Genomic DNA, 24,297 nt, shown 5'->3' on the forward strand with positions numbered 1-24,297 from the left:
GCGCGAGCACAAGAAGCTCGCTCTACGCCAAGCCGCATGACCAGCTTCATGATCGCCCATTTTGCAGAACTTGACGCACACAACCATGTGTGAATCGCCTAGCCCGCTTCGCGGGAGCGAGGAACCCAAGTCCTGTGAAGCGCTGGGTGTCGAAAACCACCAGACCTTTGCACCTCGGAAACCTCACTCTCGTGGCCACCACGAATATGTGGATAATCCTCCATTTCCTATTGCAGATAAAAATTATCCACGATAGTATGTGTCCATGATAAAGGAGCCGATCCAATGAAGCTGGGCGAGGGCGTTGAGGCAGCCATCCATTGCGCTGCCACGCTGGCCAGTGTGGAGGGGAACAGCACCATGCCTGGCGCTGCTCTCGCCGAGGCCTTTGGCCTGTCGCCTAGCTATCTGCTCAAGCATCTCAACATGCTCAGCGCCGCACGCATCCTGGAATCGGCGCCCGGGCCTGCCGGTGGCTATCGGCTGGCGCGGCCGGCCGAGCGCATCACGCTGCTCGACATCGTGCTGGCCATCGAAGGGCGCGAGCCGGCTTTCCGTTGCGGTGAGATCCGCCAGCGCGGTCCGGTGAAGCTCGATGCATCGGCCTATGTCAAACCCTGCGGCATCAACGCCGCGATGCTGAAGGCCGAGCGTGCCTATCGCGCCGCGCTCGCCGAGACCAAGCTGTCCGATATCGTGGCCACCTATGCGGCAGAAGGCGATCCCAGGTCGCTTGCTGCGAGCTGCGCCTTCGTCGAGCGCCACCAGCGGCCGCAGAAATCCAGTTAACCCCGTAGACCCAAACCCAAAGCAGATTTGAAAGGACAGGAAGATGAAACAGAGGCTGCAATTTTTCGCCAAGGCGCCGGAGATCATGAAGGCTGTGTCGGCGCTCAACAAGGCGGTGGACGAATGCGGGCTCGAGGTGAGCCTGCTGCACCTGATCAAGCTCAGGGCATCGCAGATCAATGGCTGCTCGTTCTGCGTCGAGATGCACAGCCGCGAGGCGAGGCGCGACGGCGAGACCGAGCAGCGGCTCTATCTGGTTTCAGCCTGGAAGGAATCGCCGCTGTTTTCCCTGCGCGAACGCGCTGCCCTGGCCTGGACCGAAGCCGTCACCTTGATCGCCAGCAATGGCGTGCCGGACGAACTCTATGCAAAGACGCTCGAGCATTTCTCGGAAGAGGAACTGGTCAAGCTTTCCGTTGCGCTCGGCATGATCAACACCTGGAACCGGCTGTGCATCCCGTTCCAGGCCATTCACCCGGTGCCGGCGGCGAAGGCCGCCTGATTGTCCGGTTATGTTGGGAGCGCCGTCGAAAGGCGGCGCTCCACTTTCAAAGGGAGCGTTTGATGCCTGCCGATTTGCCTTCGACCTTGTTGTTTCTCGCTCGCCTGTTGCTCGGCGGCGCCTTCGTCTTCGCCGGCCTGCGCAACATCCAGAACGCGGCCTTCCTGACCCAGCTGATGGCCGCGCGCGGTGTGCCGCAGGCAAGATTGGCGCTGTGGCTCGGCATCGTGCTTCAGATCGCCGCCGGCGTGCTGGTCATCGCAGGATTGTGGACGGCACTCGCGGCCGCGGTGCTGCTGCTGTTCCTCATCGTCGCCACGCCGATGTTTCACAATTTCTGGGACCATCAGGGCCAGGACCGTGCGTCCCGCATCAACGGCTTCGTCGGCAATGTCGCGCTGAGCGGTGGCTTTCTGACCCTGATCGCGCAATCTGTTTGACGCACAGTTCCATGCCGACTGCGGCCTCTGGTGCCCACGGCTCGATCATAAAATCGGAACCAATCGAGCCGTTGACGCATTTCACACCTGCATGCCCAGCATCCAGGATGGAATATGAAAATCGCCCATGTCGCGCCGCTTTATGAATCGGTGCCGCCAAGGCTCTATGGCGGCACCGAGCGCATCGTCTCGTATCTGACCGAAGCGCTGGTCGATCTGGGCCATGAGGTGACGTTGTTCGCCAGTGGCGACAGCCAGACTTCCGCGACGCTGGTACCCAGCCGGGAACGCGCGCTGCGCCTCGATCCGCGTCCGCTTAAATCCGAGATCGCGGCGCATCTTTCGATGCTTGCGCAGGTGAGGGAACGGGCGTCGGAGTTCGACGTCATCCACTTCCATCTCAGCCATTTCCTGCACTTTTCCTTCTTCGAGGATCTCGCCGACCGCACGGTGACGACACCGCATGGCAGGCTGGATTATGTCGACCTGGCGCCGGCCTATGAACGGTTTCCGCGTTTTCCCCTGATTTCCATTTCGCACAGCCAGAAGGCTGGCCTTGCCAACGCCAACTGGTTGGCGACGATCCATCACGGATTGCCGACCACTCTCTACGAACCGACTTTTGAAACGACGGCGGAAGAACCCTACCTTGCCTTCCTCGGCCGGTTCTCACGCGACAAGCGCCCGGACCGCGCCATCGAGATCGCCTTGCGTTCGGGGCTCAAGCTCAAGCTCGCGGCAAAGATCGGCGACGACGACCGCGCCTATTTCCACGAGGTGGTCGAACCGTTGATCGACGGCGATCGCATCGTCTATGTCGGCGAGATCGAGGAGGACCAGAAGGCGGAATTTCTCGGCAAGGCGGCCGGCCTGCTGTTCCCGATCGACTGGCCGGAGCCGTTCGGCCTTGTCGCCATCGAGGCCATGGCCTGCGGCACGCCGGTCATCGGCTGGAATTGCGGCGCGCTGCCCGAAATCATCGATCAAGGCGTCACCGGTTTCATCGCTGACACGGTGGACGGCGCGGTCGCCGCGGTGCCCGACTTGCTGCAACTCGACAGGCGAAAGGTGAGGGCCGGTTTCGAAAAGCGGTTCTCCGCTCGAAGAATGGCTGGCGATTATCTGGCCGCCTATGCGGGCCTGATCGGCGTCCCGAGCGCGGCGAAGGCGTCTTGAGCAACGACGTGCTCGAGCCACGACAACGAAACAACAGGGATCTTTGATGAATGGCCCAACTCGATGAGCGCCAGCTCGATCCCGCGGTTGCGCTTGCATCGCTCGACGCCACCGCCCCTCGCGAGCCGCATCGGTTGTTTGCCCTCAAGCAGGGCGATTGCTTCGCGGTTGCCGACGCCTATGGCGACATACGCGGAGCCGGCGACGGTTTCTTTCGCGACGACACACGGGTTCTTTCCGAGTTCCGGCTGACCGTCGGCGGCAGGCAGACATCGCTGCTCGGCGCCTCGCTCAGCCAGGACAATGTGCTGTTCACCACCAATTTGACCAATCTGCCGATACAGAGCGCCGGTGGACGCGACATCCCGCAGGGAGCCATTCACATCGAACGCGTCAGGCTGCTTTGGCAGGACAGGCTGTTCGAACGCATCACCCTTTCCAATTACAGCCGGGAACACTCGACGATCAGCGTTTCCCTGCACTATTCCGCCGATTTCCGCGACATGTTCGAAGTGCGCGGCTCGACACGGCTGAAGCGCGGGCTGGCCCATGCCGCCGAAACAGACGCGACGTCCGTCCTGCTGCGCTATGACGGGCTCGACGGCCTGGCCCGCCTCTCTGCGATATCGTTCTCGCAGGCGCCGGACCAACTGACAGCCACCCGTGCCGATTTCCTGATCGCCGTGACCAAGCGCAGCAGGAAGGTGCTTTATGTCGAGGTCGGTCCCGAGGTGGCCGATAAGCCCGACCGCGACCGGTTTCGCGCCGCTGCTGCCCGCGCCCGCTTTGGCATGCGGGCCAAACGTCGCCATGGCGCGACGGTGCGCAGCTCGGGCCGCGTCTTCAACGACTGGGTCGAGCGCGCCCGCGCCGATGTCGCGCTGCTCACCACCGAACTGGCGACCGGCCCCTATCCCTATGCCGGCATCCCCTGGTTCTCGACGGCGTTCGGTCGTGACGGCGTCATCTCGGCACTGCAGATGCTGTGGCTCAATCCGGGCCTGGCGCGGGGCGTGTTGGCCTTTCTGGCCCAGCACCAGGCGACCGAGACATCGCCGTTCAGCGATTCGCAGCCGGGCAAGATCATGCACGAGACCCGCAAGGGCGAAATGGTGGCGCTGCGGGAGCTCCCCTTCGGCCGCTACTACGGTGGCGTCGATACGACACCGCTCTACATCTATCTTGCTTGCGCCTACGCCGATCGTACCGGTGACATGGCGTTCATCGACGGCCTGTGGCCGTCACTGTGCGCCGCGGCCGAATGGACGGAGGAGGCAGGCCGGGAGACCGGATTCGTGACTTACCAGCGAGCGGCCGAGTCCGGCCTCGCCAACCAGGGATGGAAGGACAGTTTCGATTCGGTCTTCCATGCCGATGGCCGCATTCCCAAGGGCCCGATCGCGCTGGTCGAAGTGCAAGGCTATGTCTTTGCCGCTTTCCGGGGGCTGGCCAAGCTTGCCCGCCGCCGTGGCGAAGACGACAAAGCCGATCACTGGGAGGACCGCGCCGAGGCGATGCGGGTGGCGGTGGAACGCGATTTCTGGCTTGACGATCTCGGCTTCTACGCCCTCGCGATCGACGGTGCCGGCGAGCCCTGCAAGGTGCGGACCTCGAATGCTGGGCATCTGCTCTTTGTCGGATTGCCTGAGCCGGCGCGGGCGCAGATGGTCGCCGACCAGCTGCTTTCCGCCTCCTTCCATTCCGGCTGGGGGCTGAGGACGCTTGCCGACGATGCGGTGTTCTTCAACCCGATGTCGTACCACAATGGCTCGATCTGGCCGCACGACACCGCCATCTGCGGTGCCGGCCTGGCACGCTATGGCGAGCGTGAAAGCGTGGTTCGCCTGATGAGCGGCACATTCGAATCCGCGGTCCATTTCAACATGCGGCTGCCCGAACTGTTCTGCGGTTTTACACGCGCGCCGGGCGAAGCACCCATCGCCTATCCTGTCGCCTGCCTGCCGCAAGCGTGGTCGGCGGGCTCGGCCTTCATGCTGATGCAGGCCTGCCTTGGCCTGGAGATCGACGGCTGGGATGGCGAAATCCGCGTCACCCGCCCGAGGCTGCCGATCGGCATCGACACGCTGACACTGCGGCACCTGGGCGTCGGCGACCGGGTCGTCGATCTCACCTTCCAGCGCGTCGGCGATCGGGTCGTCGCTTTCCTTGCCGACCGCCATGAAGGGCTGGTGCCGCTCATCGTAAGGACATGATCCGAACAAAATTGGCGGAACCGATCCGAGCTTTGTGCGTTGCAAAAATACAGGTCCGAACGCTGACCACGTGGTCGGCGGACCTTTTCAAACGGGAAACACGAACAAACGGTCGCCGACGGCCGGGTGAGTTGACATTCAATGACAAACTACGGTGCGGAACTGCTCTGGGTTCTGATCTTCGCGAGCCTCGGTTTTTCCGCTCTTGCCGTATTCCTCTCCCTATCGCGGCAGCGCCGCAGTCACCCTCCGGCGGTTGCCCATACAGCGGGCGAAGACGTGGCCGCGGAGGCGGCGCGCAAGGTGATACGTGAGTTCGAAAAGAACGGCCAATCGGCCGATGCGGCGCTGGTGACGTGGTCGCCCGAGACATTGCGCAAGATCCTCGCCGACGATCTGCCCGATGCGCAGGTGATCGTGGTGTCCAACCGGGAACCCTATATCCACAACATCAGGGATGATGGCGTCGAATTGCTGGTGCCGGCCAGCGGGCTGGTGTCGGCGCTCGAGCCGATCACCCGCGCCTGTGGCGGCACCTGGATCGCCTATGGCGGCGGAACGGCGGACCGCCTCACCGTCGACGACCACGACCGGGTACAGGTGCCGCCCGGCCATCCGTCTTACACGCTGCGCCGGGTCTGGCTGACCGAGCAAGAGCATCAGGGCTACTATCTCGGCTTCGCCAATGAGGGCCTCTGGCCGCTTTGCCATATCGCCTTCACCCGGCCGATTTTTCGCGCCTCGGACTGGGAGGCCTACGAGGCCGTCAACCGGAAGTTCGCCGACACGGTGGTTGCCGAAGCGCGCAACGAGCGGCCGATCGTGCTGGTCCAGGATTACCACTTCGCGCTGCTGCCGCGCATGATCCGCGAGCGCCTGCCGGAGGCGATCGTCATCACTTTCTGGCACATCCCGTGGCCGAATTCGGAAGTGTACAGCATCTGCCCATGGCGTGAACGCATCCTCGAAGGACTGCTCGGCAGTTCGATCATCGGCTTCCACACCCAGTTCCACGCCAACAATTTCACCGAAAGCGTCGATCGCTTCCTGGAAAGCCGCATCGAGCGAGCCGATGCGGCGATCTCCTACGGTGGCCAGACGACGCTGGTGCACGCCTATCCCATCTCGATAGAATGGCCGGCCGACCTGTTGGCAAAATTGCCTGACGTCGATGACTGCCGGGCCCGTCTGCGCAATAGGTTCGGACTGAAGGCGGATGTGAAGCTGGCCGTGGGCGTCGAGCGTCTCGACTACACGAAGGGCATTCTGGATCGATTTCAGGCGCTGGACGAATTGTTCAAGCGATACCCTGAATGGATCGGAAAGCTGGTTTTCCTGCAGGTCGCGGCCCCTAGCCGCGGCACGCTGCCGGCTTACAAGCTGCTCCACGACGAATGCCACCGCTATGCCGAGGAGCTCAACCAACGCTATGGCAGCGAGGGTTACAGGCCGGTGGTCATGGTGGCCGAGCATCACTCACAGGAACAGGTCTACGAGATCTATCGCGCCGCCGACATATGCATGGTCACCAGCCTGCATGACGGCATGAACCTGGTCGCCAAGGAATTCGTCGCGGCGCGCGACGACGAACAGGGCGTCTTGATGCTCAGCACCTTCGCCGGCGCCTCGCGCGAATTGCTGGAGGCGCTGATCGTCAACCCTTACGACGCCGCCATGATGAGCGAAGCGCTGCTGCAGGCGCTGATCATGACTTCAGACGAACAGCGCGAGCGCATGCGGCCCATGCGCGAAACGATCCGCAACAACAATGTCTATCGCTGGGCCGGCAGCATGCTTCTGGATGCAGCGCGCTTGCGCAAGCGCGGTGACCTCGACCGGGTAACCGGTGTCGGTGACCGGCCGCCTAGCGTCGACAATGTCGTGTCCATGTTCGAGCGCAAACGGGTAGTCATGTCATGAACGAGGTCCTGCAAAAGATAATCAGCGAAAGCCCGCAAAAGCCGCAGGCCGTCATGCCGAAACCGCAGACTGTGCTGACCGGCGAATGGGCGTTGTTCCTCGACATCGACGGCACCCTGCTGGAACATGCCGAGCACCCGGACGCCGTCTCGGTCAGCGACGAGCTTCGCTCCTTGCTGCAAGGCCTGGACCGCAAGCTGGACGGGGCATTGGCCTTCATCACAGGCCGCTCCGTTGCGGCTGTCGACCATCTGTTTCAGCCTTTGAAGCTGCGCGCCGCCGGGCTCTATGGACTGGAGCACCGGCTCCTGCCGAACGACGACGTCGAAGTCGCGGACGAGCCGGCGGATATTTCTGCGCTTGCCGACGAGATCGAGGCCGAGCTCGGTCGTGGGGCCTATATCGAGCGCAAGGGAAGGGTGCTGGCCATCCACACGCGCGCCGCCCCCCATCTGCTTCCCCGCGCGACGCAGCTTGTCGAGCAGGCGCTGGCCACGCTGCCAAAGGGCTACCGGGTGGTTGCCGGCAACGCCGGCGTGGAATTGCTGCCGCTGGAGGCCGCCAAGGGCGCCGCCATCCGGCGTTTCATGGAGATCGCGCCATTCACGGGCCGTCGCCCGGTCTTCCTGGGCGACGACACGTCGGACGAAAACGGCTTCGAAACCGTCAATGATGCGGGCGGCATATCGATACGGGTCAAACCACCGGCGCAAACCACCGCGCAGTACGGGCTGGCCAGCGTTGCCGAGACGCTAGCCTGGCTGAGAGGTCAACTTTAGGTCCAACTGACGCAACCGCGATCGCGCCTCCTAGAAAAGACAAGGAAAGGAACGGTTTCGATGGGACGCTTTGCACAATTGGTCCGAGAGATCACCCCGAACTGGCTGCACTCTCGCTCCTCCCGCCATGACATTGCCGACGTTTCACCGTCCGACGCGGATTTCAGCTGGCAAGAGGCGATCGACAACAAGATGTATGGGGCTGATACGCCTGATTATTCCTATGTTCCGGAAAAGACCGCTTCGGATGCGGTGAGACCGGGCGTTGACAGCCCCGGCGAAAAGAGCGTGCGGGGCGGTCCAAAAAGAGCCAATTGAGGGTGAAAAGCCTGTCGGCGCCCGAGGAACGCTACGCCGCAAATCGTAGTCCGCCGTCGCAGGTCAATACCTGACCGGTCATGAAGCCGTTGGAGACGAGGAAGGCTATTGCCGCAGCGACGTCTTCGGCGCGGCCGATGCGGCCGACCGGGGTCCTGCCTGCGTAATCGGCAAACAGCGCCTGCCTCTGCTCCTCGGCCAGAAAATCCCACCAGGGCGTATCGATGACGCCGGGCGCCACGACATTGACGCGCAGCGGCTTCAGTTCCACCGCCAGGATCGGCACCACGGTCAACAGCATGCCGTTGATGGCGGCGATACCGGCGACGCCCGGCGCCGCGAGCTGCGCCGACACCGCCGAGATGAAGGTGACCGATCCGGCCTTGTTGAGTGTCGGCAAGGCGGCCTGCAGGCAGGACAGCTGCGGGCGGACCTTTTCCTCCACGCCACTGCCGATGTCGCTCAGGTCAAGCGTCGGGAAGGGGCCGAGGCCCTTGCCGCCGCTGGCCGCCAGCACCAGATGGTCGAAAGGACCGAGGCTCTCGAAGAACTGGCGGACCTCATCCGGCTTCGCGGCGTCGAAAGCAGCCTTCTCGGCAGCGCCGCCAAAGCTTTTCCAAGCGCTCTTCAGTTTCTCCTCATTGCGCCCGGTGATGGTCACCTTCATGCCCGGGCCAAGCAGTTTTCGCGCCGTCGCCAGGCCGATGCCGGACGAGCCGCCGATGACGACGGTGTGTTCGATTGTCTTGGTCATCAATGCTGTTCCTTCGATGTGAGGGAGGCCGGGTCGATGAGATCGAGGCTCAGGCTTCGCAGCCGTTGCCTTGCCTTGGCGTCATAGGCTTGGGCGTCGGCGCGGGATTCCCGCAGGCCGTCGAAATAGAGGCCGCTTTTTCCGTCGAGCGCGGGTGAGGCGGCGAGGTTGAGGATGGCCTCGGCACCGGTCTCGACCGAACTCCACGGCGTCACACCAGCCTGCCGGACCATGGTGGTATTCATGTAACTCGCCGGGTGCAGCGCGTTGACGGTGACGCCGGTACCTTTCAACTGTTCGGCCAAATCGACGGTGAACAGGATCTGCGCCAGCTTGCTCTGGCAATAGGCGCGCACGCCGTCATAGGAGCGGGTCAGCATGACATCGCTGAAATCGATCGCCTGCTGCCCCGCCGAGGCGACATTGACGATGCGGGCCGGCGTGCTCGCCTTCAGCAATGGCAAAAGCTCGCTAGTGAGCAGGAAACCGGCAAGATAATTGATGGTGAAGCGCAGCTCATAGCCATCGGCGCTGACCTGCCTTTTGGCGCCTTGGCCTGCCGTGCCGATGCCGGCATTGTTGATGAGGATGTCCAGCCGATCCGTCCTGGCGCGCACCGCCTCGGCGAGGTGGCGCACTTCGGCCAGCGACGAGAGGTCGGCGACCAGAAGCTCCGCCTTGCCGCCGGCAGCTTCGATCTCGGTAACAACGGCCTTGCCGCGCATTGCATCGCGGCCGTGCACCAGCACGCGGGCGCCTGCGGCGCCGAGCCGTTGCGCGACGACGCGGCCGACGCCATCTGTCGAACCGGTGATGAGGATCGTCTTGTCTTTGAGTTCCATGTTCAGAGCCTCCGTTCTGTTGCTCTGAACGGAAGATGGGACAGTTGGCGCGAGCCAAACAGTTCAAACTTTATCCTGGTATCAATACTGCTATAATAGACGCATGGAGTCCCAACCCCACGCGGCCCCAAACCACTCCGCTGAAGACAGCCGCCGGCGCGAACTTGGCGCCTTCCTGCGCTCGCGCCGCGAAAGGCTGACGCCCTCGGCCACCGGCATCGCCACCGGTCTCAGGCGGCGTACGCCGGGACTACGGCGCGAGGAGGTGGCGATGATCGCCGGCGTCGGCACCACCTGGTACACATGGCTGGAGCAGGGGCGGGAGGTCAGGCCCTCGGTGGAAGTGCTGACGGCGCTCGCCGAAGCGCTGCGCCTCGACGTGGCCGAAAAACAGCATCTGTTCATCCTCGCCGACCGCCAGCAGCCGGAGCGCCGTGCGGTGGCGCCCGAAAAGGTCGACGGCCCCCTGCTGCATATGCTGCAGAGCCTGGTGCTGCAGCCGGCCTATGTTGTCGGGCGGCGCTGGGACGTGCTGGCCTGGAACCCGGCGGCGGTGGCGGTGTTCGGCGATTATGGCCTGCTGGAGGGTGATGCCCGCAACATCGTCCACATGGTGTTCACCAGCCCGCACCACCGGCGCCTGCTGGTCGACTGGGAGCAACTGGCGCGCACCGTCCTGGCCTCGTTCCGGGCCGCGAGCGCCCGCTATGTCGCGATCCGGATTTCGAGCGGCTGATCGAGTTGATGACGCGTTCGAGCCCCGAATTTCGTGCCTGGTGGCCGCAGCGCGACGTCGCGCACCGGTTGTCGGGGGTGAAGCATGTCCGGCACCCGAGCACGGGCGCCATGACTTTCGAGCATATGAGCCTGTCGATCGGCGACGGTTCCGACATGAAGCTGATCGTCTACACGCCGCTCGCCGAGCAGAATTCGGTCGCCAAGCTGCAGACATTGCTGGACGCGCTGCCGGCCGAGCGGCGCAATGCCTGAAGCGTCAGGTCTTCGGCTTTAGCCCATCGAGGAACAACTGCTCAAGAAACCTTGCGGCGTCCTCGAAGCGGCCGTCGCCGCCGCGGTTCGGCCCGAGCACGGCGCGGACCTGGACGTCGAAATCGGCATAGTGCTGCGTCGTTGCCCAGATCGAGAAGATCAGGTGCCACGGATCGGTCTTGGCGATCTTGCCGGCGCGCATCCAGCCCCTGATGACGGTCGCCTTCTCGTCGACCAGCGTCTTCAACTCTCCGGCCAGCAGCGGCATGATGCGCGGCGCGCCTTGCAGGATCTCGTTGGCGAACAGCCGGCTCTCGCGCGGAAAGTCGCGCGCCATCTCCAGCTTGCGTCTGATGTAGCTGCGCAGTTCGGTGAGGGGATCGCCGATGTCGTCGAGTTCGCGCAGCGGCGCCAGCCAGGTGTCGAGCAGGCGCTGCATCAGCGTTTCGTGGATGTCTTCCTTGCGGCGGAAATAGTAGAGCAGGTTGGGCTTCGACATGCCGGCGGCTTCGGCGATCTGGTCGATGGTCGAGCCGCGAAAGCCGTTGGTGGAGAAAACCTCGAGCGCCGCCTCCAGGATCAGTTCGCGCTTTTCCTGCTGGATGCGGGTGCGGCGGGGCGCGTCCGTGGCGATGGTCACCGTTGCAAGCCCTCGTGTTGAGGGTCGTCTGGACCAATTCTCTGGACCAGTTTTTCCCTAGCCTGTGGAACGCACTTCAGGTGCCGCATTTCCGCTAGTAATCCTTGACCGCCGACAGGGCGGTGCTAACGTTTGTCCAATCGGTCAAAAATTTGCGTAGCATGAAAACGCGGCAAAGACCAAGCGTTGGGCGCAGCGAAACAGTTTACAAGGGGAAGTCCTGGTCATGTCCAACCGGCTGAAAGTCACGCCGAACGATCTCAGCGCATTCTGGATGCCGTTCACGGCAAACCGGCAGTTCAAGCAGGCGCCGCGCATGATGGTGTCCGCCAAGGACATGCATTACACGACCAGTGACGGCCGCAAGGTGCTCGACGGTACCGCCGGCCTGTGGTGCGTCAATGCCGGCCACTGCCGTCCGAAGATCACCGAGGCGATCCAGCAGCAGGCCGCCGAGCTCGACTATGCGCCGGCCTTCCAGATGGGCCACCCGATCGTCTTCGAACTGGCCAACCGCCTGGTCGACCTGGCGCCCAAGGGCATGGACCACGTCTTCTTCACCAATTCCGGCTCGGAATCGGTCGAAACCGCGCTCAAGATGGCAATCGCCTATCACCGCGTGAAGGGTGAGGGCTCGCGCACCCGGCTGATCGGCCGCGAACGCGGCTATCACGGCGTCAATTTCGGCGGCATCTCGGTCGGCGGCATCGTCACCAACCGCAAGATGTTCGGCACGCTGCTCGGCGGCGTCGACCATATGCCGCACACGCACCTGCCGGAAAAGAACGCCTTCACCAAGGGCGTGCCGGAGTATGGCGCGGAACTCGCCAACGAACTGGAGCGCATCGTCGCCCTGCATGACGCTTCCACCATCGCCGCCGTCATCGTCGAGCCGGTCGCCGGCTCCACCGGCGTCATCCTGCCGCCGAAGGGCTATCTCGAGAGGCTACGCGAGATCTGCACCAAGCATGGCATCCTGTTGATCTTCGACGAGGTCATCACCGGTTTCGGCCGTCTCGGCACGCCGTTCGCCGCCGACTATTTCGGTGTCACGCCCGACATCATGACCACCGCCAAGGGCGTCTCCAACGGCGTCATCCCGATGGGCGCGGTGTTCGTGAAGAAGGAGATCCACGACGCCTTCATGACCGGCCCCGAGCACATGATCGAGTTCTTCCACGGCTACACCTATTCGGGCAACCCGATCGCCTGCGCGGCTGCACTCGGCACGCTGGACACCTACAAGGAAGAGGGCCTGCTGACCCGCGGCGAGGAGCTGGCGCCGTACTGGGAAGACGCGCTGCATTCGCTGAAAGGCGAGCCGAACGTCATCGATATCAGGAACATCGGCCTGATCGGTGCGATCGAGCTGGCGCCGATCGCCGGTCAGCCGACCAAGCGGGCCTTCTCGGCCTTCGTCAAGGCGTTCGAGCGCGGCGCGCTGATCCGCACCACCGGCGACATCATCGCGCTGTCGCCGCCGCTGATCATCACCAAGGGCCAGATCAACGAATTGATCGACCATGTGCGGGAAGTGCTGAGGTCGATAGATTGAAGAACTGGGCGCGGATATCCCTCCCCCTCGAGGGGAGGGTGGCCGCGAAGCGGTCGGGTGGGGTCGGTGCGGCAGTGCGCCGACCTGATCTTTTGCTGCAACGAACGGTTACAGTCAGGCGGGCAGCGCGCCGATCCCGGTCAGGATCACCCGCTTGATATTTTCCTTGGCTTCCCGCCATTGCCGGTCGGACAGCGGCTTGCCGCCATTGAGCGTCTCGATCTGGTGACCGAAATCGGCGTAGTGCTGGGTCGTAGCCCAAAGCATATAGAGCAGATGGCGCGGATCCACCGGGTCCATCTTGGCTTCCTCGATCCAGCGCCTGATGATCTCGACGCGGCCGTCCGTCCATTCGCGCAGCGTCGACTCCATATAGTCCTGAAGCACCGGCGCACCGTGCATCACTTCAGAGGCCCAGACCTTCGAGCCGTCAGGATGGCGGCGTGATATTTCCATCTTGGCGTCGATATAGGCACTGATGCCGTCTATGGGTCCGCGCGCCGCGTCGAAGCAATTGGCCGCCTGTAGCCAGATTTCAAAGATGTTTTGAACTACCGACCGGTAAAGCTCTTCCTTGGTGGCGAAATAGTAGTGGAGATTTGCCTTCGGCAGTCCCGCCAGATCCGCGATCAACTGCATCGTGGCGCCGCCGAACCCTGCCTCCGCAAACACCTTCTCGGCAGCGACGAGAATGGTTTTTTCATTCTCTCGTCGGATCTCCTGTCGCCGCATGGGGCGGGTGGGTTCTGCCATGTCTACCCCAAGATTCTAGTTGACCGCTTGGTCAGGTTGTGTAGTTTAAAAGCTGACCATACGGTCAAGCTGTAAATCACTCAAGGGGCGACAAGAACCCTGGTGTAGATGGGAACTCAAGATGGCCGCACCCGGCGAGAATCTGCGAATCAATTCAGACCGTTTGTGGGATTCCATCATGGAGATGGCGAAGATTGGCCCCGGCATTGCCGGCGGCAACAATCGTCAGACCGTGACCGACGAAGACGGCGAAGGGCGGCATCTGTTCAAGCGCTGGTGCGATGCGGCCGGGCTCGAAATGGGCGTCGATGAGATGGGCACGATGTTTGCCCGCCGCGAAGGCACCGATCCCAGCCTGCCGCCGGTCTATGTCGGCAGCCATCTCGATACGCAGCCGACCGGCGGCAAGTATGACGGCGTGCTCGGCGTGCTGGGTGGGCTTGAAGTGGTGCGCTCTCTCAACGATCTCGGCATCAAGACCAAACATCCGATCGTCGTCACCAACTGGACGAACGAGGAGGGCTCGCGCTTCGCGCCGGCTATGATGGCGTCCGGCGTGTTCGCCGGCGTGCTCGACCAGGCCGATGTGTACGGGCATGTCGACAAACAGGGCAAGAAATTCGGCGAGGAACTCGAGCGCATCGGCTGGAAGGGCAGCGAGAAGGTCGGCGACCGTAAGATCCACGCCTTCTTCGAACTGCATATCGAACAGGGTCCGATCCTCGAGGACGAAGATATCGACATCGGTGTCGTCACCCATGGCCAGGGCCTTAAATGGCTGCAGGTGACGCTGACCGGCAAGGAAGCCCACACCGGCTCGACGCCGATGCCCAAGCGCCGCAATGCCGGGCTCGGCATGGCGCGGGTGATCGAACTGGTGCACGAGATCGCCATGGACTACCAGCCCGATGCCGTCGGCGCGGTCGGCCACATGGAGGTCTATCCCAATTCGCGCAACATCATTGCCGGGCGCACCGTCTTCACCGTCGATATCCGCTCGCCGGAAAAGGAAGTGCTGGACGCGATGGACGGCCGCATCCGCGAAGGCATCGACATGATCTGCGATGCACTCGACATCCGCTACGAGATCGACCAGGTCGGCGCTTTCGATCCGGTGACCTTCGATGCCGGCTGCGTCAAGGCGATCCGTGATGCCGCCGAACGCCTCGGCTATTCCCACCGCAACATCGTCTCCGGCGCCGGCCACGACGCCTGCTGGATCAACCGCGTCGCGCCCACCGCCATGGTGATGTGCCCTTGCGTCGATGGCCTCAGCCACAACGAGGCCGAGGAGATCACCAAGGAATGGGCTTCGGCGGGCGCGGACGTTTTGTTCCACGCGGTGGTGGAGACGGCTGTCATCGTGGAGTGAGCTTAGAATCTACCTTCAAACGACGCTCGTAAGAAGCGCGGCAAGAACAAGGGAACAGCTAATGACCAAAGTCATCCGAAACGGTACCATCGTCACCGCCGACCGCACCTGGAAGTCCGATGTGCTGATGCAGCACGGCAAGATCGTGGCCATCGGTTCGGGCCTGCATGGCGACCACGAGTTCGATGCCACCGGCTGCTACATCATGCCGGGCGGCATCGACCCGCACACCCATCTCGAAATGCCGTTCATGGGCACCTATTCGGCCGATGATTTCGAATCCGGCACGCGCGCGGCGCTCTCCGGCGGCACGACGATGGTGGTCGATTTCTGCCTGCCGGCGCCGCAGCAGTCGCTGCTCGAAGCCTTGCAGATGTGGGACAACAAGACCTCGAAGGCGTCGTGCGACTACTCCTTCCACATGGCGATCACCTGGTGGGGCAAGCAGGTGTTCGACGAGATGGCCACTGTCGTCGACAAGGGCATCACCTCGTTCAAGCATTTCATGGCCTACAAGGGCGCGCTGATGGTCGACGACGACGAGATGTATGCGTCGTTCCAGCGCTGCGCCGATCTCGGCGCGCTGCCGCTGGTGCATGCCGAGAATGGCGACGTCGTTGCCGCCCTGTCGCAGAAGCTGCTGGCTGCCGGCAACAACGGCCCCGAGGGCCACGCCTATTCACGGCCACCCGAAGTGGAAGGCGAGGCGACCAACCGCGCCATCATGATCGCCGACATGGCCGGCGTGCCGCTCTATGTCGTGCATGTCTCCTGCGAGCAGAGCCACGAGGCGATCCGCCGGGCGCGGCAGAAGGGCATGCGGGTGTTCGGCGAACCGCTGATCCAGCACCTGACGCTGGACGAGAGCGAGTATTTCGACAAAGACTGGGATCATGCGGCGCGCCGCGTGATGAGCCCGCCCTTCCGCAACAAATTGCACCAGGATTCGCTGTGGGCCGGCCTGCAGGCGGGCTCGCTGCAGGTGGTGGCGACCGACCATTGCGCTTTCACCACCAAGCAGAAGCGTAACGGCATCGGCGATTTCACCAAGATCCCGAACGGCACCGGCGGGCTCGAAGACCGCATGCCGGTGCTGTGGACCACAGGCGTCAACACCGGCCGGCTGACGATGAACGAGTTCGTCGCGGTGACCTCGACCAACATCGCCAAGATCCTCAACATGTATCCGAAAAAGGGCGCCATCGTCGAAGGCGCGGATGCCGACATCGTCGTCTGGGATCCCAAGCGAAAAAAGAAGATCACTTCTAAGCAGCAGCAGTCCGTCATCGACTACAACGTGTTCGAAGGGTTCGAGGTGACGGGTCTGCCGCGGTTCGTGTTCTCGCGTGGCGAACTGTCGATCCAGGAGGCCGAGATCAAGGCCAAGCCCGGGCATGGAGAATTCGTCGGCCGCGAGCCGAATGCGGCGGTCAACCGGGCGCTGTCGACGTGGAAGGAAATCTCCGCGCCGCGCAAGGTGGAACGCACCGGCATCCCGGCGACCGGGGTTTGAGCTTGGCGCGTTCGGCCGCGCTCATTTCGTTGGTCCTGATGGCAACTGCCTCAGGTCCGGCAGCAGCGGACGGCCTACTGGCCGGCTCCTGGGGCAATGATGTCGGCTGTGCCGGCGTCAAAGCCGGTTATCAGGAGAGCGATGCCTATATCGTGCTGACCGCCGAAGGCGTCGAGACTTATGGCAGCGGCTGCCGGTTCACACAGCAATTGACATCGGTGCTGGGCGCGCAATCGCTTGGCGCGACCTGTTCGGTGGAAGGCGAGGCCGGAACGACAATCGAAACCGTCGTGGTCGCCAACAAGGGAGAGGATGGTTTCTTCGTCACCATCCCCGGCCTTGAGGAAATGGGGCCGCTGCAATCATGTTCGTGACGGTGCCGATGGCGGCCATTCCGTCGATGCTGGCCTCACGCGACCAGCGCATCCAGTTCCGGCAGCAGGACGACGCTTTCCTGTTCGTTGGGATCGGTGCGGGCAATGACGGCCGAAGACGGAGCGCTGCTCAGATTGGCCGGCAGATGCGGCACGCCGGCGGGAATGTAGAAGAGGTCACCGGCCTTGGCGACGATATGATGCTCGAGCCGGTCGCCGTACCAAGTGTGGACTTCGCCGGAGAGCACATAGATCGCCGTCTCGTGGCTCTCATGCATATGCGCCTTGGCGCGCGCGCCGGGCGGGATGGTGAGCATGTGCATGCAGATGCCGGAGGCGCCGACGGTTTCGGCGGTAATGCCGGCGAAATAGGTCAATCCCTGCTTGCCTTCATAAGTGCTTTCAGGGCGGATAAGATGACAAGTGGGTTTGGGCGACATCGGGGAAACTCCGGGCGTCGATCGAGTGGGACAAGACCAATGGGACAGGGCGAGTGGAAAACAACATCGCGATAAAAGCAATCGGATTCCAGCCGCCGCAGGGACGGAAACAGGCAGGCGGCAGCCGATGACGGGGACTTCGCCAGCCGTCGTCGCGGCAAGCAAACTCGGACTGACCTTCCAGACCAATGACGGGCCGGTGCAGGCGCTGTCCAATGTCGATCTCACCATCGGCAAAGGGGAGTTCGTCTCCTTCATCGGGCCTTCGGGCTGCGGCAAGACCACGCTGCTGCGCGTCATCGCCGATTTGGAGAAGCCGACCTCGGGGACGATTTCGGTCAACGGCATGACAGCAGAACAGGCGCGCGAGAAACGCGCCTATGGCTATGTTTTCCAGGCCGCCGCGCTGTTTCCCTGGCGGACGATCGAGCGCAATGTCGGGCTGCCGCTGGAGATCATGGGTCTGTCCAAGGCGGAGCAAGGCGAGCGTATCAAGCGCACGCTCGAGCTCGTCAACCTCTCTGGCTTCGAGAAGAAATATCCCTGGCAGCTCTCGGGCGGCATGCAGCAGCGCGCCTCGATTGCCCGTGCGCTGGCCTTTGATGCCGACCTGCTGCTGATGGACGAGCCGTTCGGCGCCCTTGACGAGATCGTGCGCGACCATCTCAACGAGCAATTGCTGGAATTGTGGGGACGCACCGACAAGACGATCTGCTTCGTCACCCACTCCATTCCGGAGGCCGTCTATCTGTCGACGCGCATCGTCGTCATGTCACCGCGCCCGGGCCGCGTCAGCGACATCATCGAATCGACGCTACCGAGAGAGCGGCCGCTCGACATCCGCGAGACGCCGGAGTTTCTGGCGATCGCAGCGCGCGTGCGCGACGGACTGCGGGCAGGGCACAGCTATGATGATTGAGGGAGCAAACGACGGGCTCCCTCCTCTCCCCACCAGGGAGAGGGTGGCCGGAGCGAAGCGGAGGTCGGGTGAGGGGGCGGCCACCCGCGCCTTCGTCATCCTAGGGCGGAGCCGATGCGAAGCGGCCTGCGTAAAGGGAGCGGCCAACCACGCGTTCGTCATCCTAGGGCGGAGCAGGCGCGAAGCGACCTGCGTAGACCCTAGGATCCATGCCGTGACGCCTGCCGGAAGGTGCAAGCGGTCCAGAATGTCTGCGAGGCAGGGCGAGGCACAGGGAGCCATGTTCCGCACCGTTGCGGAGCGGAGAGGTAACGGCATGGATCCTAGGGTCTGCGCCGCGTCGCTTCGCTCCTTGCTTCGCCCTAGGATGACGAACGCGTGGTGGGTCGCTCGCGTTACGCAGAGCGCACGCCTGTCCGGCGAGGTCTGCTGATGGACACCTTCCGCGACAAACTCATCCCCGTCACCTCCATCCTCGCTGGGGTGGTCGTGCTCTGGTATGTTTTCGCCGTCATCCTCAACGCGCCGTTCCAGCGCGATCTCGACCGCCGTGCCGGTGAAACCTCCACGTTCAGCGAACTCATCGGCAAGACGCTGTCGCAGCCGAAGCCGACATTGCCGGCGCCGCACCAGGTGGCAGTGAATTTCTTCGAGAACACCTTCCTGCGGCCCATCACCTCGAACCGCAGCCTCGTCTACAATGCCTGGGTGACGCTGTCGTCGACGCTGCTCGGCTTTGCCTTCGGCACCGCGCTCGGCATCATCATTGCGGTCGGCATCGTGCATGTGGCGACGCTCGACCGCAGCCTGATGCCGTGGATCATCGCCTCGCAGACCATCCCCATCCTGGCGGTGGCGCCGATGATCATCGTCGTGCTGGGGGCGATCGGCATCAGCGGTCTGATCCCGAAGGCGATGATCTCGACCTATCTGTCGTTCTTCCCGGTGACTGTCGGCATGGTGAAGGGGCTGCGCTCGCCCGAGATCATGCATCTCGACCTGATGCACACCTACAATGCCAGTCGTGCGCAAACCTTCTGGAGATTGCGCGTGCCGGCTTCGGTGCCGTTCCTGTTCACCTCGATGAAGGTGGCGGTGGCGGCAAGCCTGGTCGGCGCCATCGTCGGCGAATTGCCGACGGGCGCGGTCGCCGGCATCGGCGCCAAGTTGCTCGCCGGCGCCTATTACAGCCAGTCCATCGACATCTGGTCGGCGCTGGTTGCTGGGTCCGTGGTGGCGGCACTTCTGGTCATGGTTGTCGGCATTGCCGGGCGTATCGTCGACCGCGCCATGGGCGGGAGGCCGGCATGAACTGGCTGAAACCCTCCTGGCAAGCGGTGCTGGCGATCGTGCTGTGCCTGATCGCTGTGGCGCTCGGCGCGATCGCCGTGCCGAAAGTGGATGCACTGGCGCAGCCCGCAGGGACGTTGATATATCCCTATGCGGCGACGAACTGGCTGATCTTTGGCGTGCTGCTTGTCGCCGCTTTGATCTCGATGGCCAGAATACCGTCCATCGTCGAAGCCGTTGTGCTTTTCATCGGCGCGCATCTGGTCGCCTGGCTGCTGATTGGCGGCATCGCCGGCTTCGAAGGTCTGGCGCGGGCGCCGTATTTCCTGCTGCTCGCGGGTGCATGGCTGCTTGGCTGGCGCTGCGTGGCGGTGCTGTCGTCGTTGCGTCCTTTCGCCAAATGGGCGCGGACCGCGTTGCGCCTGATCATCCCGGCCATCTTCGGCGCCTGGATACTGATCATCTGGGAAGCGGTGACGCGCGGGGCCGGCATACCCTTCATCCTGCTGCCGCCGCCAAGCGCCATCGGCGCTCGCATCGCCGGTTCGCTGCCGGTGCTCGGCGCCGATATCAGGCAGACCATCTTCAAGGCAGTGATCTTCGGCTATGTGGTGGGCAGCGGCGCCGGCTTCATCACCGCGGTCCTCGCCGATCGCGTGCCGTTCCTGCGGCGCGGCCTCTTGCCGATCGGCAACATGGTCTCGGCACTGCCGATCATCGGCGTCGCCCCGATCATGGTGATGTGGTTCGGCTTCGACTGGCAGTCCAAAGCGGCGGTGGTCATCATCATGACCTTCTTCCCGATGCTGGTGAACACGGTCGCCGGCCTTGCCGCCTCCGGCCACATGGAGCGCGACCTGATGCGCACCTATGCGTCGGGCTACTGGCAAACCCTGCTGAAGCTCAGGCTGCCGGCAGCAGCTCCCTTCATCTTCAACGCGCTGAAGATCAACTCGACGCTGGCGCTGATCGGCGCCATCGTCGCCGAGTTCTTCGGCACGCCTGTCGTCGGCATGGGCTTCCGCATCTCGACCGAGGTCGGGCGGATGAACATCGACATGGTCTGGGCCGAAATCGCAGTTGCAGCACTTGCGGGTTCGGTCTTTTATGGCGTGGTCGCTCTTGTCGAAAGAGCCGTCACGTTTTGGCATCCCTCTGTCCGTGGTGGATAGGGGCGGTGGGTTTAGGGCACTAACTTCAGAGGGTAAAAAAATGAAAAGACTGATTATTCCCGTTCTGGCCGGCGCGATGTCGCTCGCCGCGTTCCAGGCAATGGCCGCCGACAAGGTGACGTTGCAGCTGAAATGGGTCACGCAGGCCCAGTTTGCTGGCTACTATGTCGCCAAGGCCAAGGGTTTCTATGAGGCCGAAGGTCTCGACGTCGACATCAAGCCGGGCGGTCCCGATATCGCGCCCGAGCAGGTGATCGCCGGCGGCGGCGCCGATGTCATCGTCGACTGGATGGGCGGTGCGCTGGCAGCCCGCGAAAAGGGTGTGCCGCTGGTCAACATCGCCCAGCCGTTCAAGAAGGCAGGCATGGAGCTGGTCTGCCCGAAGGACGGCCCGATCAAGACCGAAGCCGACTTCAAGGGTCACACGCTCGGCGTCTGGTTCTTCGGCAACGAATATCCGTTCTACGCCTGGATGAACAAGCTCGGCTTGAAGACCGAAGGCGGCGCCGACGGCGTCACCGTGTTGAAGCAGAGCTTCGACGTGCAGCCGCTGATCCAGAAGCAGGCGGATTGCATCTCGGTCATGACCTACAACGAGTACTGGCAGCTCATCGATGCCGGCTACAAGCCGGAACAGCTGACCGTGTTCAACTACTCGGCGATGGGCAACGACCTGCTCGAGGACGGGCTCTATGCGTCCGAAGACAAGCTCAAGGATCCGGCCTTCGAAGACAAGATGGTGCGTTTCGTGCGCGCTTCGATGAAGGGCTGGAAATACGCCATCGACAACAATGACGAAGCCGCGGGCATCGTCATGGACGGCGGCGGCCAGGACGAGAACCACCAGAAGCGCATGATGAGCGAAGTCGCCAAGCTGATCGACAATGCCGACGGCAAGCTCGACCCGGCGACCTACGAGCGCACCGCCAAGGCGCTGCTCGACCAGAAGATCATCACCAAGGAGCCGACCGGCGCCTACACCACCGCCATCACCGACAAGGCCGTGAAGTAAGCCTAGTCGGCAACACATCTATCCAGAAAGCGGCGCCTCCGGCAGAAATGTCAGAGGCGCCGTTCTTTTATGGTGTTCATGACGAAGCTGGTTTCGATCGAGGCGACGCATTTCAGCCGCGCGATCTTTTCCTTGATGAAGCGCTCGTACTGCTCGAGGCTTCCCGTCACCACCTTCAGCACATAATCGCGCGAGCCGGTGACGAGGTGGCATTCCAGCACCTCTTCCCAGCCGCGTATCGCGTCCTCGAACATCACGATCTCGTCCTCGTTCTGGCGGCTGAGCCGGATGGTGGCGATGGCGACCATGTTCCAGCCGAAGGCTGAGAGATCGACCAGCGTGGTGTAGCCTCTGATAATTCCGGTTTCCTCCAGCCGCCGCACCCGCCTCAGGCAGGGCGACGGCGACAGGCCGATCCGCTCGGCAAGCTCGTTGTTGGTGATGCGGGCGTCTGCCTGCAGTTCGCGCAGGATCTTGCGGTCGAAATCATCGGCTATCTTCTGCTGCACGTTCGGTCTCTCCAGGCAATTTGTTGCGGGAATGCAGCCATGAGAGCCCAAAAATAGCAAGGACTGGTGGAACAGGATCGCATAAATTGCCGTTCAATATTTCACTCGAACAGGCAGGAAAGATCATGACCGCGCCACGCCCGTCGAAAACCCATATCGGCAACCACAAGCTCCACCCGGAGACGCTGATGCTGAGCTATGGCTTCGATCCGCAGCTTTCGGAAGGCGCGGTCAAGCCGCCGGTGTTCCTGACCTCGACCTTCGTGTTCAAGTCGGCGGAAGAAGGACGCGACTTCTTCGATTACACCTCCGGCCGCAAGGAGCCGCCGAGCGGCACGGCGTCCGGCCTGGTCTATTCGCGCTTTAACCATCCCAACAGCGAGATCGTCGAGGACCGTCTGGCAATCTATGAAAGGACGGATGCCTGCATCCTGTTTTCATCAGGCATGTCGGCGATCGCCACGACACTGCTCGCCTATATCAGGCCGGGCGACGTCATCCTTCATTCGCAGCCGCTTTACGGCGGCACCGAGACGCTTTTGACGCGCACGCTCTCCGGTTTCGGCATCGGTGCTGTCGGTTTCGCGGACGGCGTCGACGAGACGGCGGTGCGCACGGCCTCTGACGCCGCCGTCGCGAAGGGCCGCGTGTCGGTCATCCTGATCGAGACGCCATCAAATCCGACCAACAGCCTGGTCGACATCGCGCTGATGCGCAAGATCGCCGACGAGATCGGCGCGAGCCAGGGGTCGACGCCGATCGTCGTCTGCGACAACACGCTGCTCGGCCCGGTGTTCCAGCGGCCGATCGAACATGGCGCCGACGTGTCCGTCTATTCGCTGACCAAATATGTCGGCGGCCATTCCGACCTGATCGCGGGCGCCGCCATGGGCGGCAAGGCGGTCACCAAGCCGATCAAGGCGCTGCGCGGCGCGATCGGCACGCAGCTCGACCCGCATTCCTGCTGGATGCTCGGCCGCTCGCTGGAGACGCTGTCGATCCGCATGGAGCGGGCCAACGACAATGCGCGGCTGGTCGCCGAATTCCTGCGCGACCATGCCAAGGTCGAGAAGGTGCATTACCTGCCGTTCCTGGGCGAGGACACGCCGGCTGGCCGCACCTACAGGGCGCAATGCACTGGTGCCGGCTCGACCTTCTCCTTCGATATCAAGGGCAGAGAGAAGGCGGCTTTCGCCTTTCTCAACAACCTGCAGATCTTCAAGCTGGCGGTGAGCCTGGGCGGAACGGAATCCTTGGCCAGCCACCCCGCGGCCATGACGCATTCGGGCATACCCTTCGAGGTGCGCGAGCGCATCGGCGTGCTGGAGACCACGGTCAGGCTGTCGATCGGCGTGGAGCACCCGGACGATCTGATCGCCGACCTGACGCAGGCGCTGGCGGCGGTCTGACGCTCCCCGTATCCGGGGTATCGCGCGGTCCATTAGTTTGCACGTAAGTGTTACTCGCGCGCAGCCATTCGCTCTTATAAGCGTTGTGCCGATACATCCGCGCGCCGGGGAGCCGCGGCTGGATGTCATCAGCAAACGGAGATCCTCATGCGTATCCAATCCTTGGCGCCGATGCTTTCGGCACTGGCCATCTCGGCGTCCTTCCTTACGGCAGCGCCGGCCCTGGCCGAGACGGTGAAGCTGAAAGCGACGCTCGACGGCGCCCAGCAGAACCCGCCGGTGACCACAAAAGGCAAGGGCACCGCAGCTCTTACCTTCGACACGGCCACGAAGAAACTCAGCTGGAACGTCAAATATTCCGGCCTCAGCGGGTCGGCGACCGCCGGGCATATTCACGGCCCAGCCGCGATGGGTGAAAACGCCGGGGTGGCGATCCCGTTCAAGGGCAAGCTCAAGAGCCCGATCAAAGGGTCGGCCGTGCTGACCGACGCGCAGGCCGCCGACCTGATGGGCGGCAAGGACTATGTCAATTTGCACACGGCAGCCAACAAGGACGGCGAAATCCGCGGACAGATCGAGGCCGCGAAATAGCGCAAGCCGCATGACAAAAAGGGGC

24 protein-coding genes and 1 pseudogene are annotated in these 24,297 nt (G+C 63.1%); 19 read left to right on the top strand and 6 right to left on the bottom strand.

The window, feature by feature from the left end; genetic code table 11:
- The first annotated feature begins 285 nt into the window (after positions 1-285).
- The 8 genes from NKH52_RS22250 (at position 286) to NKH52_RS22285 (ending at position 8,137) form a co-directional block, all read left to right on the top strand.
- The gene (locus NKH52_RS22250; RefSeq protein WP_352733833.1) at positions 286-789 is read left to right on the top strand and encodes an RrF2 family transcriptional regulator; all 504 of its coding nucleotides are present in this window, start codon (positions 286-288) and stop codon (positions 787-789) included.
- A 43-nt stretch (positions 790-832) separates the two neighbouring features.
- Positions 833-1,291 carry a carboxymuconolactone decarboxylase family protein gene (locus tag NKH52_RS22255; RefSeq protein ID WP_023813202.1) on the top strand — a complete coding sequence of 153 codons (459 nt, stop codon included), beginning with the start codon at positions 833-835 and terminating at the stop codon, positions 1,289-1,291.
- Between the two features lie 62 nt (positions 1,292-1,353).
- Positions 1,354-1,731, top strand: coding sequence for a DoxX family protein (locus NKH52_RS22260; protein WP_023813201.1), 378 nt, complete (start codon positions 1,354-1,356; stop codon positions 1,729-1,731).
- Positions 1,732-1,845: 114 nt separating this feature from the next.
- A complete protein-coding gene (locus NKH52_RS22265; RefSeq protein ID WP_352733831.1) occupies positions 1,846-2,907 on the top strand; it encodes a glycosyltransferase family 4 protein in 1,062 nt (353 codons plus the stop codon).
- 50 nt (positions 2,908-2,957) lie between these two features.
- A complete protein-coding gene (locus NKH52_RS22270; protein ID WP_352443089.1) occupies positions 2,958-5,120 on the top strand; it encodes an amylo-alpha-1,6-glucosidase in 2,163 nt (720 codons plus the stop codon).
- 141 nt (positions 5,121-5,261) lie between these two features.
- Complete coding sequence (locus tag NKH52_RS22275) at positions 5,262-7,040, top strand: alpha,alpha-trehalose-phosphate synthase (UDP-forming) (protein WP_352733829.1); 1,779 nt, start codon at positions 5,262-5,264, stop codon at positions 7,038-7,040.
- Positions 7,037-7,819 carry a trehalose-phosphatase gene (otsB, locus tag NKH52_RS22280; protein WP_502908088.1) on the top strand — a complete coding sequence of 261 codons (783 nt, stop codon included), beginning with the start codon at positions 7,037-7,039 and terminating at the stop codon, positions 7,817-7,819. Before NKH52_RS22275 ends, otsB begins: the two co-directional genes overlap by 4 nt.
- Before the next feature lie 60 nt (positions 7,820-7,879).
- Positions 7,880-8,137 (top strand): hypothetical protein, encoded by a 258-nt coding sequence (locus NKH52_RS22285; protein WP_352733827.1) that lies wholly within the window; start codon positions 7,880-7,882, stop codon positions 8,135-8,137.
- A gap of 31 nt (positions 8,138-8,168) precedes the next feature.
- Here NKH52_RS22285 and NKH52_RS22290 read toward each other — a convergent pair whose 3' ends face one another.
- Entirely contained in the window at positions 8,169-8,891 is a 723-nt protein-coding gene (locus NKH52_RS22290; RefSeq protein WP_352733825.1) for an SDR family oxidoreductase, read from the bottom strand.
- Positions 8,891-9,733 (bottom strand): SDR family NAD(P)-dependent oxidoreductase, encoded by an 843-nt coding sequence (locus NKH52_RS22295; RefSeq protein ID WP_352733823.1) that lies wholly within the window; start codon positions 9,731-9,733, stop codon positions 8,891-8,893. Before NKH52_RS22295 ends, NKH52_RS22290 begins: the two co-directional genes overlap by 1 nt.
- A 103-nt stretch (positions 9,734-9,836) precedes the next feature.
- Between NKH52_RS22295 and NKH52_RS22300 the strand changes: the two are divergent.
- A pseudogene (locus NKH52_RS22300) lies at positions 9,837-10,723 on the top strand (helix-turn-helix transcriptional regulator).
- Positions 10,724-10,727: 4 nt separating this feature from the next.
- Here the strand turns inward: NKH52_RS22300 and NKH52_RS22305 are convergent.
- Complete coding sequence (locus tag NKH52_RS22305; RefSeq protein ID WP_352733821.1) at positions 10,728-11,363, bottom strand: TetR family transcriptional regulator C-terminal domain-containing protein; 636 nt, start codon at positions 11,361-11,363, stop codon at positions 10,728-10,730.
- A 226-nt stretch (positions 11,364-11,589) separates the two neighbouring features.
- On the opposite strand from NKH52_RS22305, the gene aptA reads away from it, so the two are divergent.
- The gene (gene aptA, locus NKH52_RS22310) at positions 11,590-12,918 is read left to right on the top strand and encodes an omega-aminotransferase AptA (protein ID WP_128303455.1); all 1,329 of its coding nucleotides are present in this window, start codon (positions 11,590-11,592) and stop codon (positions 12,916-12,918) included.
- Positions 12,919-13,032: 114 nt separating this feature from the next.
- On the opposite strand, the gene NKH52_RS22315 is transcribed toward aptA, so the two are convergent.
- Positions 13,033-13,671, bottom strand: a complete 639-nt coding sequence (locus NKH52_RS22315; RefSeq protein WP_013530908.1) for a TetR/AcrR family transcriptional regulator — start codon at positions 13,669-13,671, stop codon at positions 13,033-13,035.
- 121 nt (positions 13,672-13,792) lie between these two features.
- Between NKH52_RS22315 and NKH52_RS22320 the strand changes: the two genes are divergently transcribed.
- The 3 genes from NKH52_RS22320 (at position 13,793) to NKH52_RS22330 (ending at position 16,930) form a co-directional block, all read left to right on the top strand.
- A complete protein-coding gene (locus tag NKH52_RS22320) occupies positions 13,793-15,043 on the top strand; it encodes a Zn-dependent hydrolase (protein WP_352733819.1) in 1,251 nt (416 codons plus the stop codon).
- Positions 15,044-15,104: 61 nt separating this feature from the next.
- Positions 15,105-16,556 (top strand): dihydropyrimidinase, encoded by a 1,452-nt coding sequence (gene hydA / locus NKH52_RS22325; RefSeq protein ID WP_352733817.1) that lies wholly within the window; start codon positions 15,105-15,107, stop codon positions 16,554-16,556.
- A 2-nt stretch (positions 16,557-16,558) separates the two neighbouring features.
- Positions 16,559-16,930, top strand: a complete 372-nt coding sequence (locus NKH52_RS22330; protein ID WP_352733815.1) for a hypothetical protein — start codon at positions 16,559-16,561, stop codon at positions 16,928-16,930.
- A gap of 35 nt (positions 16,931-16,965) precedes the next feature.
- Here the strand turns inward: NKH52_RS22330 and NKH52_RS22335 are convergent, their stop codons facing one another.
- A complete protein-coding gene (locus NKH52_RS22335) occupies positions 16,966-17,370 on the bottom strand; it encodes a cupin domain-containing protein (RefSeq protein WP_352733813.1) in 405 nt (134 codons plus the stop codon).
- 127 nt (positions 17,371-17,497) lie between these two features.
- Between NKH52_RS22335 and NKH52_RS22340 the strand changes: the two genes are divergently transcribed.
- From NKH52_RS22340 to NKH52_RS22355, 4 genes are all read left to right on the top strand, one after another.
- Positions 17,498-18,289, top strand: coding sequence for an ABC transporter ATP-binding protein (locus tag NKH52_RS22340; protein WP_352733811.1), 792 nt, complete (start codon positions 17,498-17,500; stop codon positions 18,287-18,289).
- A gap of 432 nt (positions 18,290-18,721) precedes the next feature.
- Positions 18,722-19,600, top strand: a complete 879-nt coding sequence (locus NKH52_RS22345) for an ABC transporter permease (RefSeq protein WP_352733809.1) — start codon at positions 18,722-18,724, stop codon at positions 19,598-19,600.
- Positions 19,597-20,751 (top strand): ABC transporter permease, encoded by a 1,155-nt coding sequence (locus NKH52_RS22350; protein ID WP_352733807.1) that lies wholly within the window; start codon positions 19,597-19,599, stop codon positions 20,749-20,751. Before NKH52_RS22345 ends, NKH52_RS22350 begins: the two co-directional genes overlap by 4 nt.
- Before the next feature lie 40 nt (positions 20,752-20,791).
- A complete protein-coding gene (locus NKH52_RS22355) occupies positions 20,792-21,763 on the top strand; it encodes an ABC transporter substrate-binding protein (RefSeq protein ID WP_109668338.1) in 972 nt (323 codons plus the stop codon).
- 50 nt (positions 21,764-21,813) lie between these two features.
- Here NKH52_RS22355 and NKH52_RS22360 read toward each other — a convergent pair whose 3' ends face one another.
- Complete coding sequence (locus tag NKH52_RS22360; RefSeq protein ID WP_352733805.1) at positions 21,814-22,272, bottom strand: Lrp/AsnC family transcriptional regulator; 459 nt, start codon at positions 22,270-22,272, stop codon at positions 21,814-21,816.
- Between the two features lie 125 nt (positions 22,273-22,397).
- Between NKH52_RS22360 and NKH52_RS22365 the strand changes: the two genes are divergently transcribed.
- Together NKH52_RS22365 and NKH52_RS22370 are read left to right on the top strand one after the other, a co-directional pair.
- Entirely contained in the window at positions 22,398-23,681 is a 1,284-nt protein-coding gene (locus NKH52_RS22365) for a cystathionine gamma-synthase family protein (RefSeq protein WP_352733803.1), read from the top strand.
- Between the two features lie 147 nt (positions 23,682-23,828).
- The gene (locus NKH52_RS22370) at positions 23,829-24,272 is read left to right on the top strand and encodes a CHRD domain-containing protein (RefSeq protein ID WP_023813180.1); all 444 of its coding nucleotides are present in this window, start codon (positions 23,829-23,831) and stop codon (positions 24,270-24,272) included.
- The last annotated feature ends 25 nt before the right edge of the window (positions 24,273-24,297 follow it).

Origin of the sequence: Mesorhizobium sp. M1066 (assembly GCF_040318635.1) — a bacterium.
GTDB lineage: Bacteria > Pseudomonadota > Alphaproteobacteria > Rhizobiales > Rhizobiaceae > Mesorhizobium.

Coding starts and splice junctions, on each gene's coding strand:
- NKH52_RS22250 (WP_352733833.1), top strand. CDS start 286: ATGAAGCTGGGCGAGGGCGTTGAGGCAGCCATCCATTGCGCTGCCACG.
- NKH52_RS22255 (WP_023813202.1), top strand. CDS start 833: ATGAAACAGAGGCTGCAATTTTTCGCCAAGGCGCCGGAGATCATGAAG.
- NKH52_RS22260 (WP_023813201.1), top strand. CDS start 1,354: ATGCCTGCCGATTTGCCTTCGACCTTGTTGTTTCTCGCTCGCCTGTTG.
- NKH52_RS22265 (WP_352733831.1), top strand. CDS start 1,846: ATGAAAATCGCCCATGTCGCGCCGCTTTATGAATCGGTGCCGCCAAGG.
- NKH52_RS22270 (WP_352443089.1), top strand. CDS start 2,958: ATGGCCCAACTCGATGAGCGCCAGCTCGATCCCGCGGTTGCGCTTGCA.
- NKH52_RS22275 (WP_352733829.1), top strand. CDS start 5,262: ATGACAAACTACGGTGCGGAACTGCTCTGGGTTCTGATCTTCGCGAGC.
- otsB (WP_502908088.1), top strand. CDS start 7,037: ATGAACGAGGTCCTGCAAAAGATAATCAGCGAAAGCCCGCAAAAGCCG.
- NKH52_RS22285 (WP_352733827.1), top strand. CDS start 7,880: ATGGGACGCTTTGCACAATTGGTCCGAGAGATCACCCCGAACTGGCTG.
- NKH52_RS22290 (WP_352733825.1), bottom strand. CDS start 8,891: ATGACCAAGACAATCGAACACACCGTCGTCATCGGCGGCTCGTCCGGC.
- NKH52_RS22295 (WP_352733823.1), bottom strand. CDS start 9,733: ATGGAACTCAAAGACAAGACGATCCTCATCACCGGTTCGACAGATGGC.
- aptA (WP_128303455.1), top strand. CDS start 11,590: ATGTCCAACCGGCTGAAAGTCACGCCGAACGATCTCAGCGCATTCTGG.
- NKH52_RS22315 (WP_013530908.1), bottom strand. CDS start 13,671: ATGGCAGAACCCACCCGCCCCATGCGGCGACAGGAGATCCGACGAGAG.
- NKH52_RS22320 (WP_352733819.1), top strand. CDS start 13,793: ATGGCCGCACCCGGCGAGAATCTGCGAATCAATTCAGACCGTTTGTGG.
- hydA (WP_352733817.1), top strand. CDS start 15,105: ATGACCAAAGTCATCCGAAACGGTACCATCGTCACCGCCGACCGCACC.
- NKH52_RS22335 (WP_352733813.1), bottom strand. CDS start 17,370: ATGTCGCCCAAACCCACTTGTCATCTTATCCGCCCTGAAAGCACTTAT.
- NKH52_RS22340 (WP_352733811.1), top strand. CDS start 17,498: ATGACGGGGACTTCGCCAGCCGTCGTCGCGGCAAGCAAACTCGGACTG.
- NKH52_RS22345 (WP_352733809.1), top strand. CDS start 18,722: ATGGACACCTTCCGCGACAAACTCATCCCCGTCACCTCCATCCTCGCT.
- NKH52_RS22350 (WP_352733807.1), top strand. CDS start 19,597: ATGAACTGGCTGAAACCCTCCTGGCAAGCGGTGCTGGCGATCGTGCTG.
- NKH52_RS22355 (WP_109668338.1), top strand. CDS start 20,792: ATGAAAAGACTGATTATTCCCGTTCTGGCCGGCGCGATGTCGCTCGCC.
- NKH52_RS22365 (WP_352733803.1), top strand. CDS start 22,398: ATGACCGCGCCACGCCCGTCGAAAACCCATATCGGCAACCACAAGCTC.
- NKH52_RS22370 (WP_023813180.1), top strand. CDS start 23,829: ATGCGTATCCAATCCTTGGCGCCGATGCTTTCGGCACTGGCCATCTCG.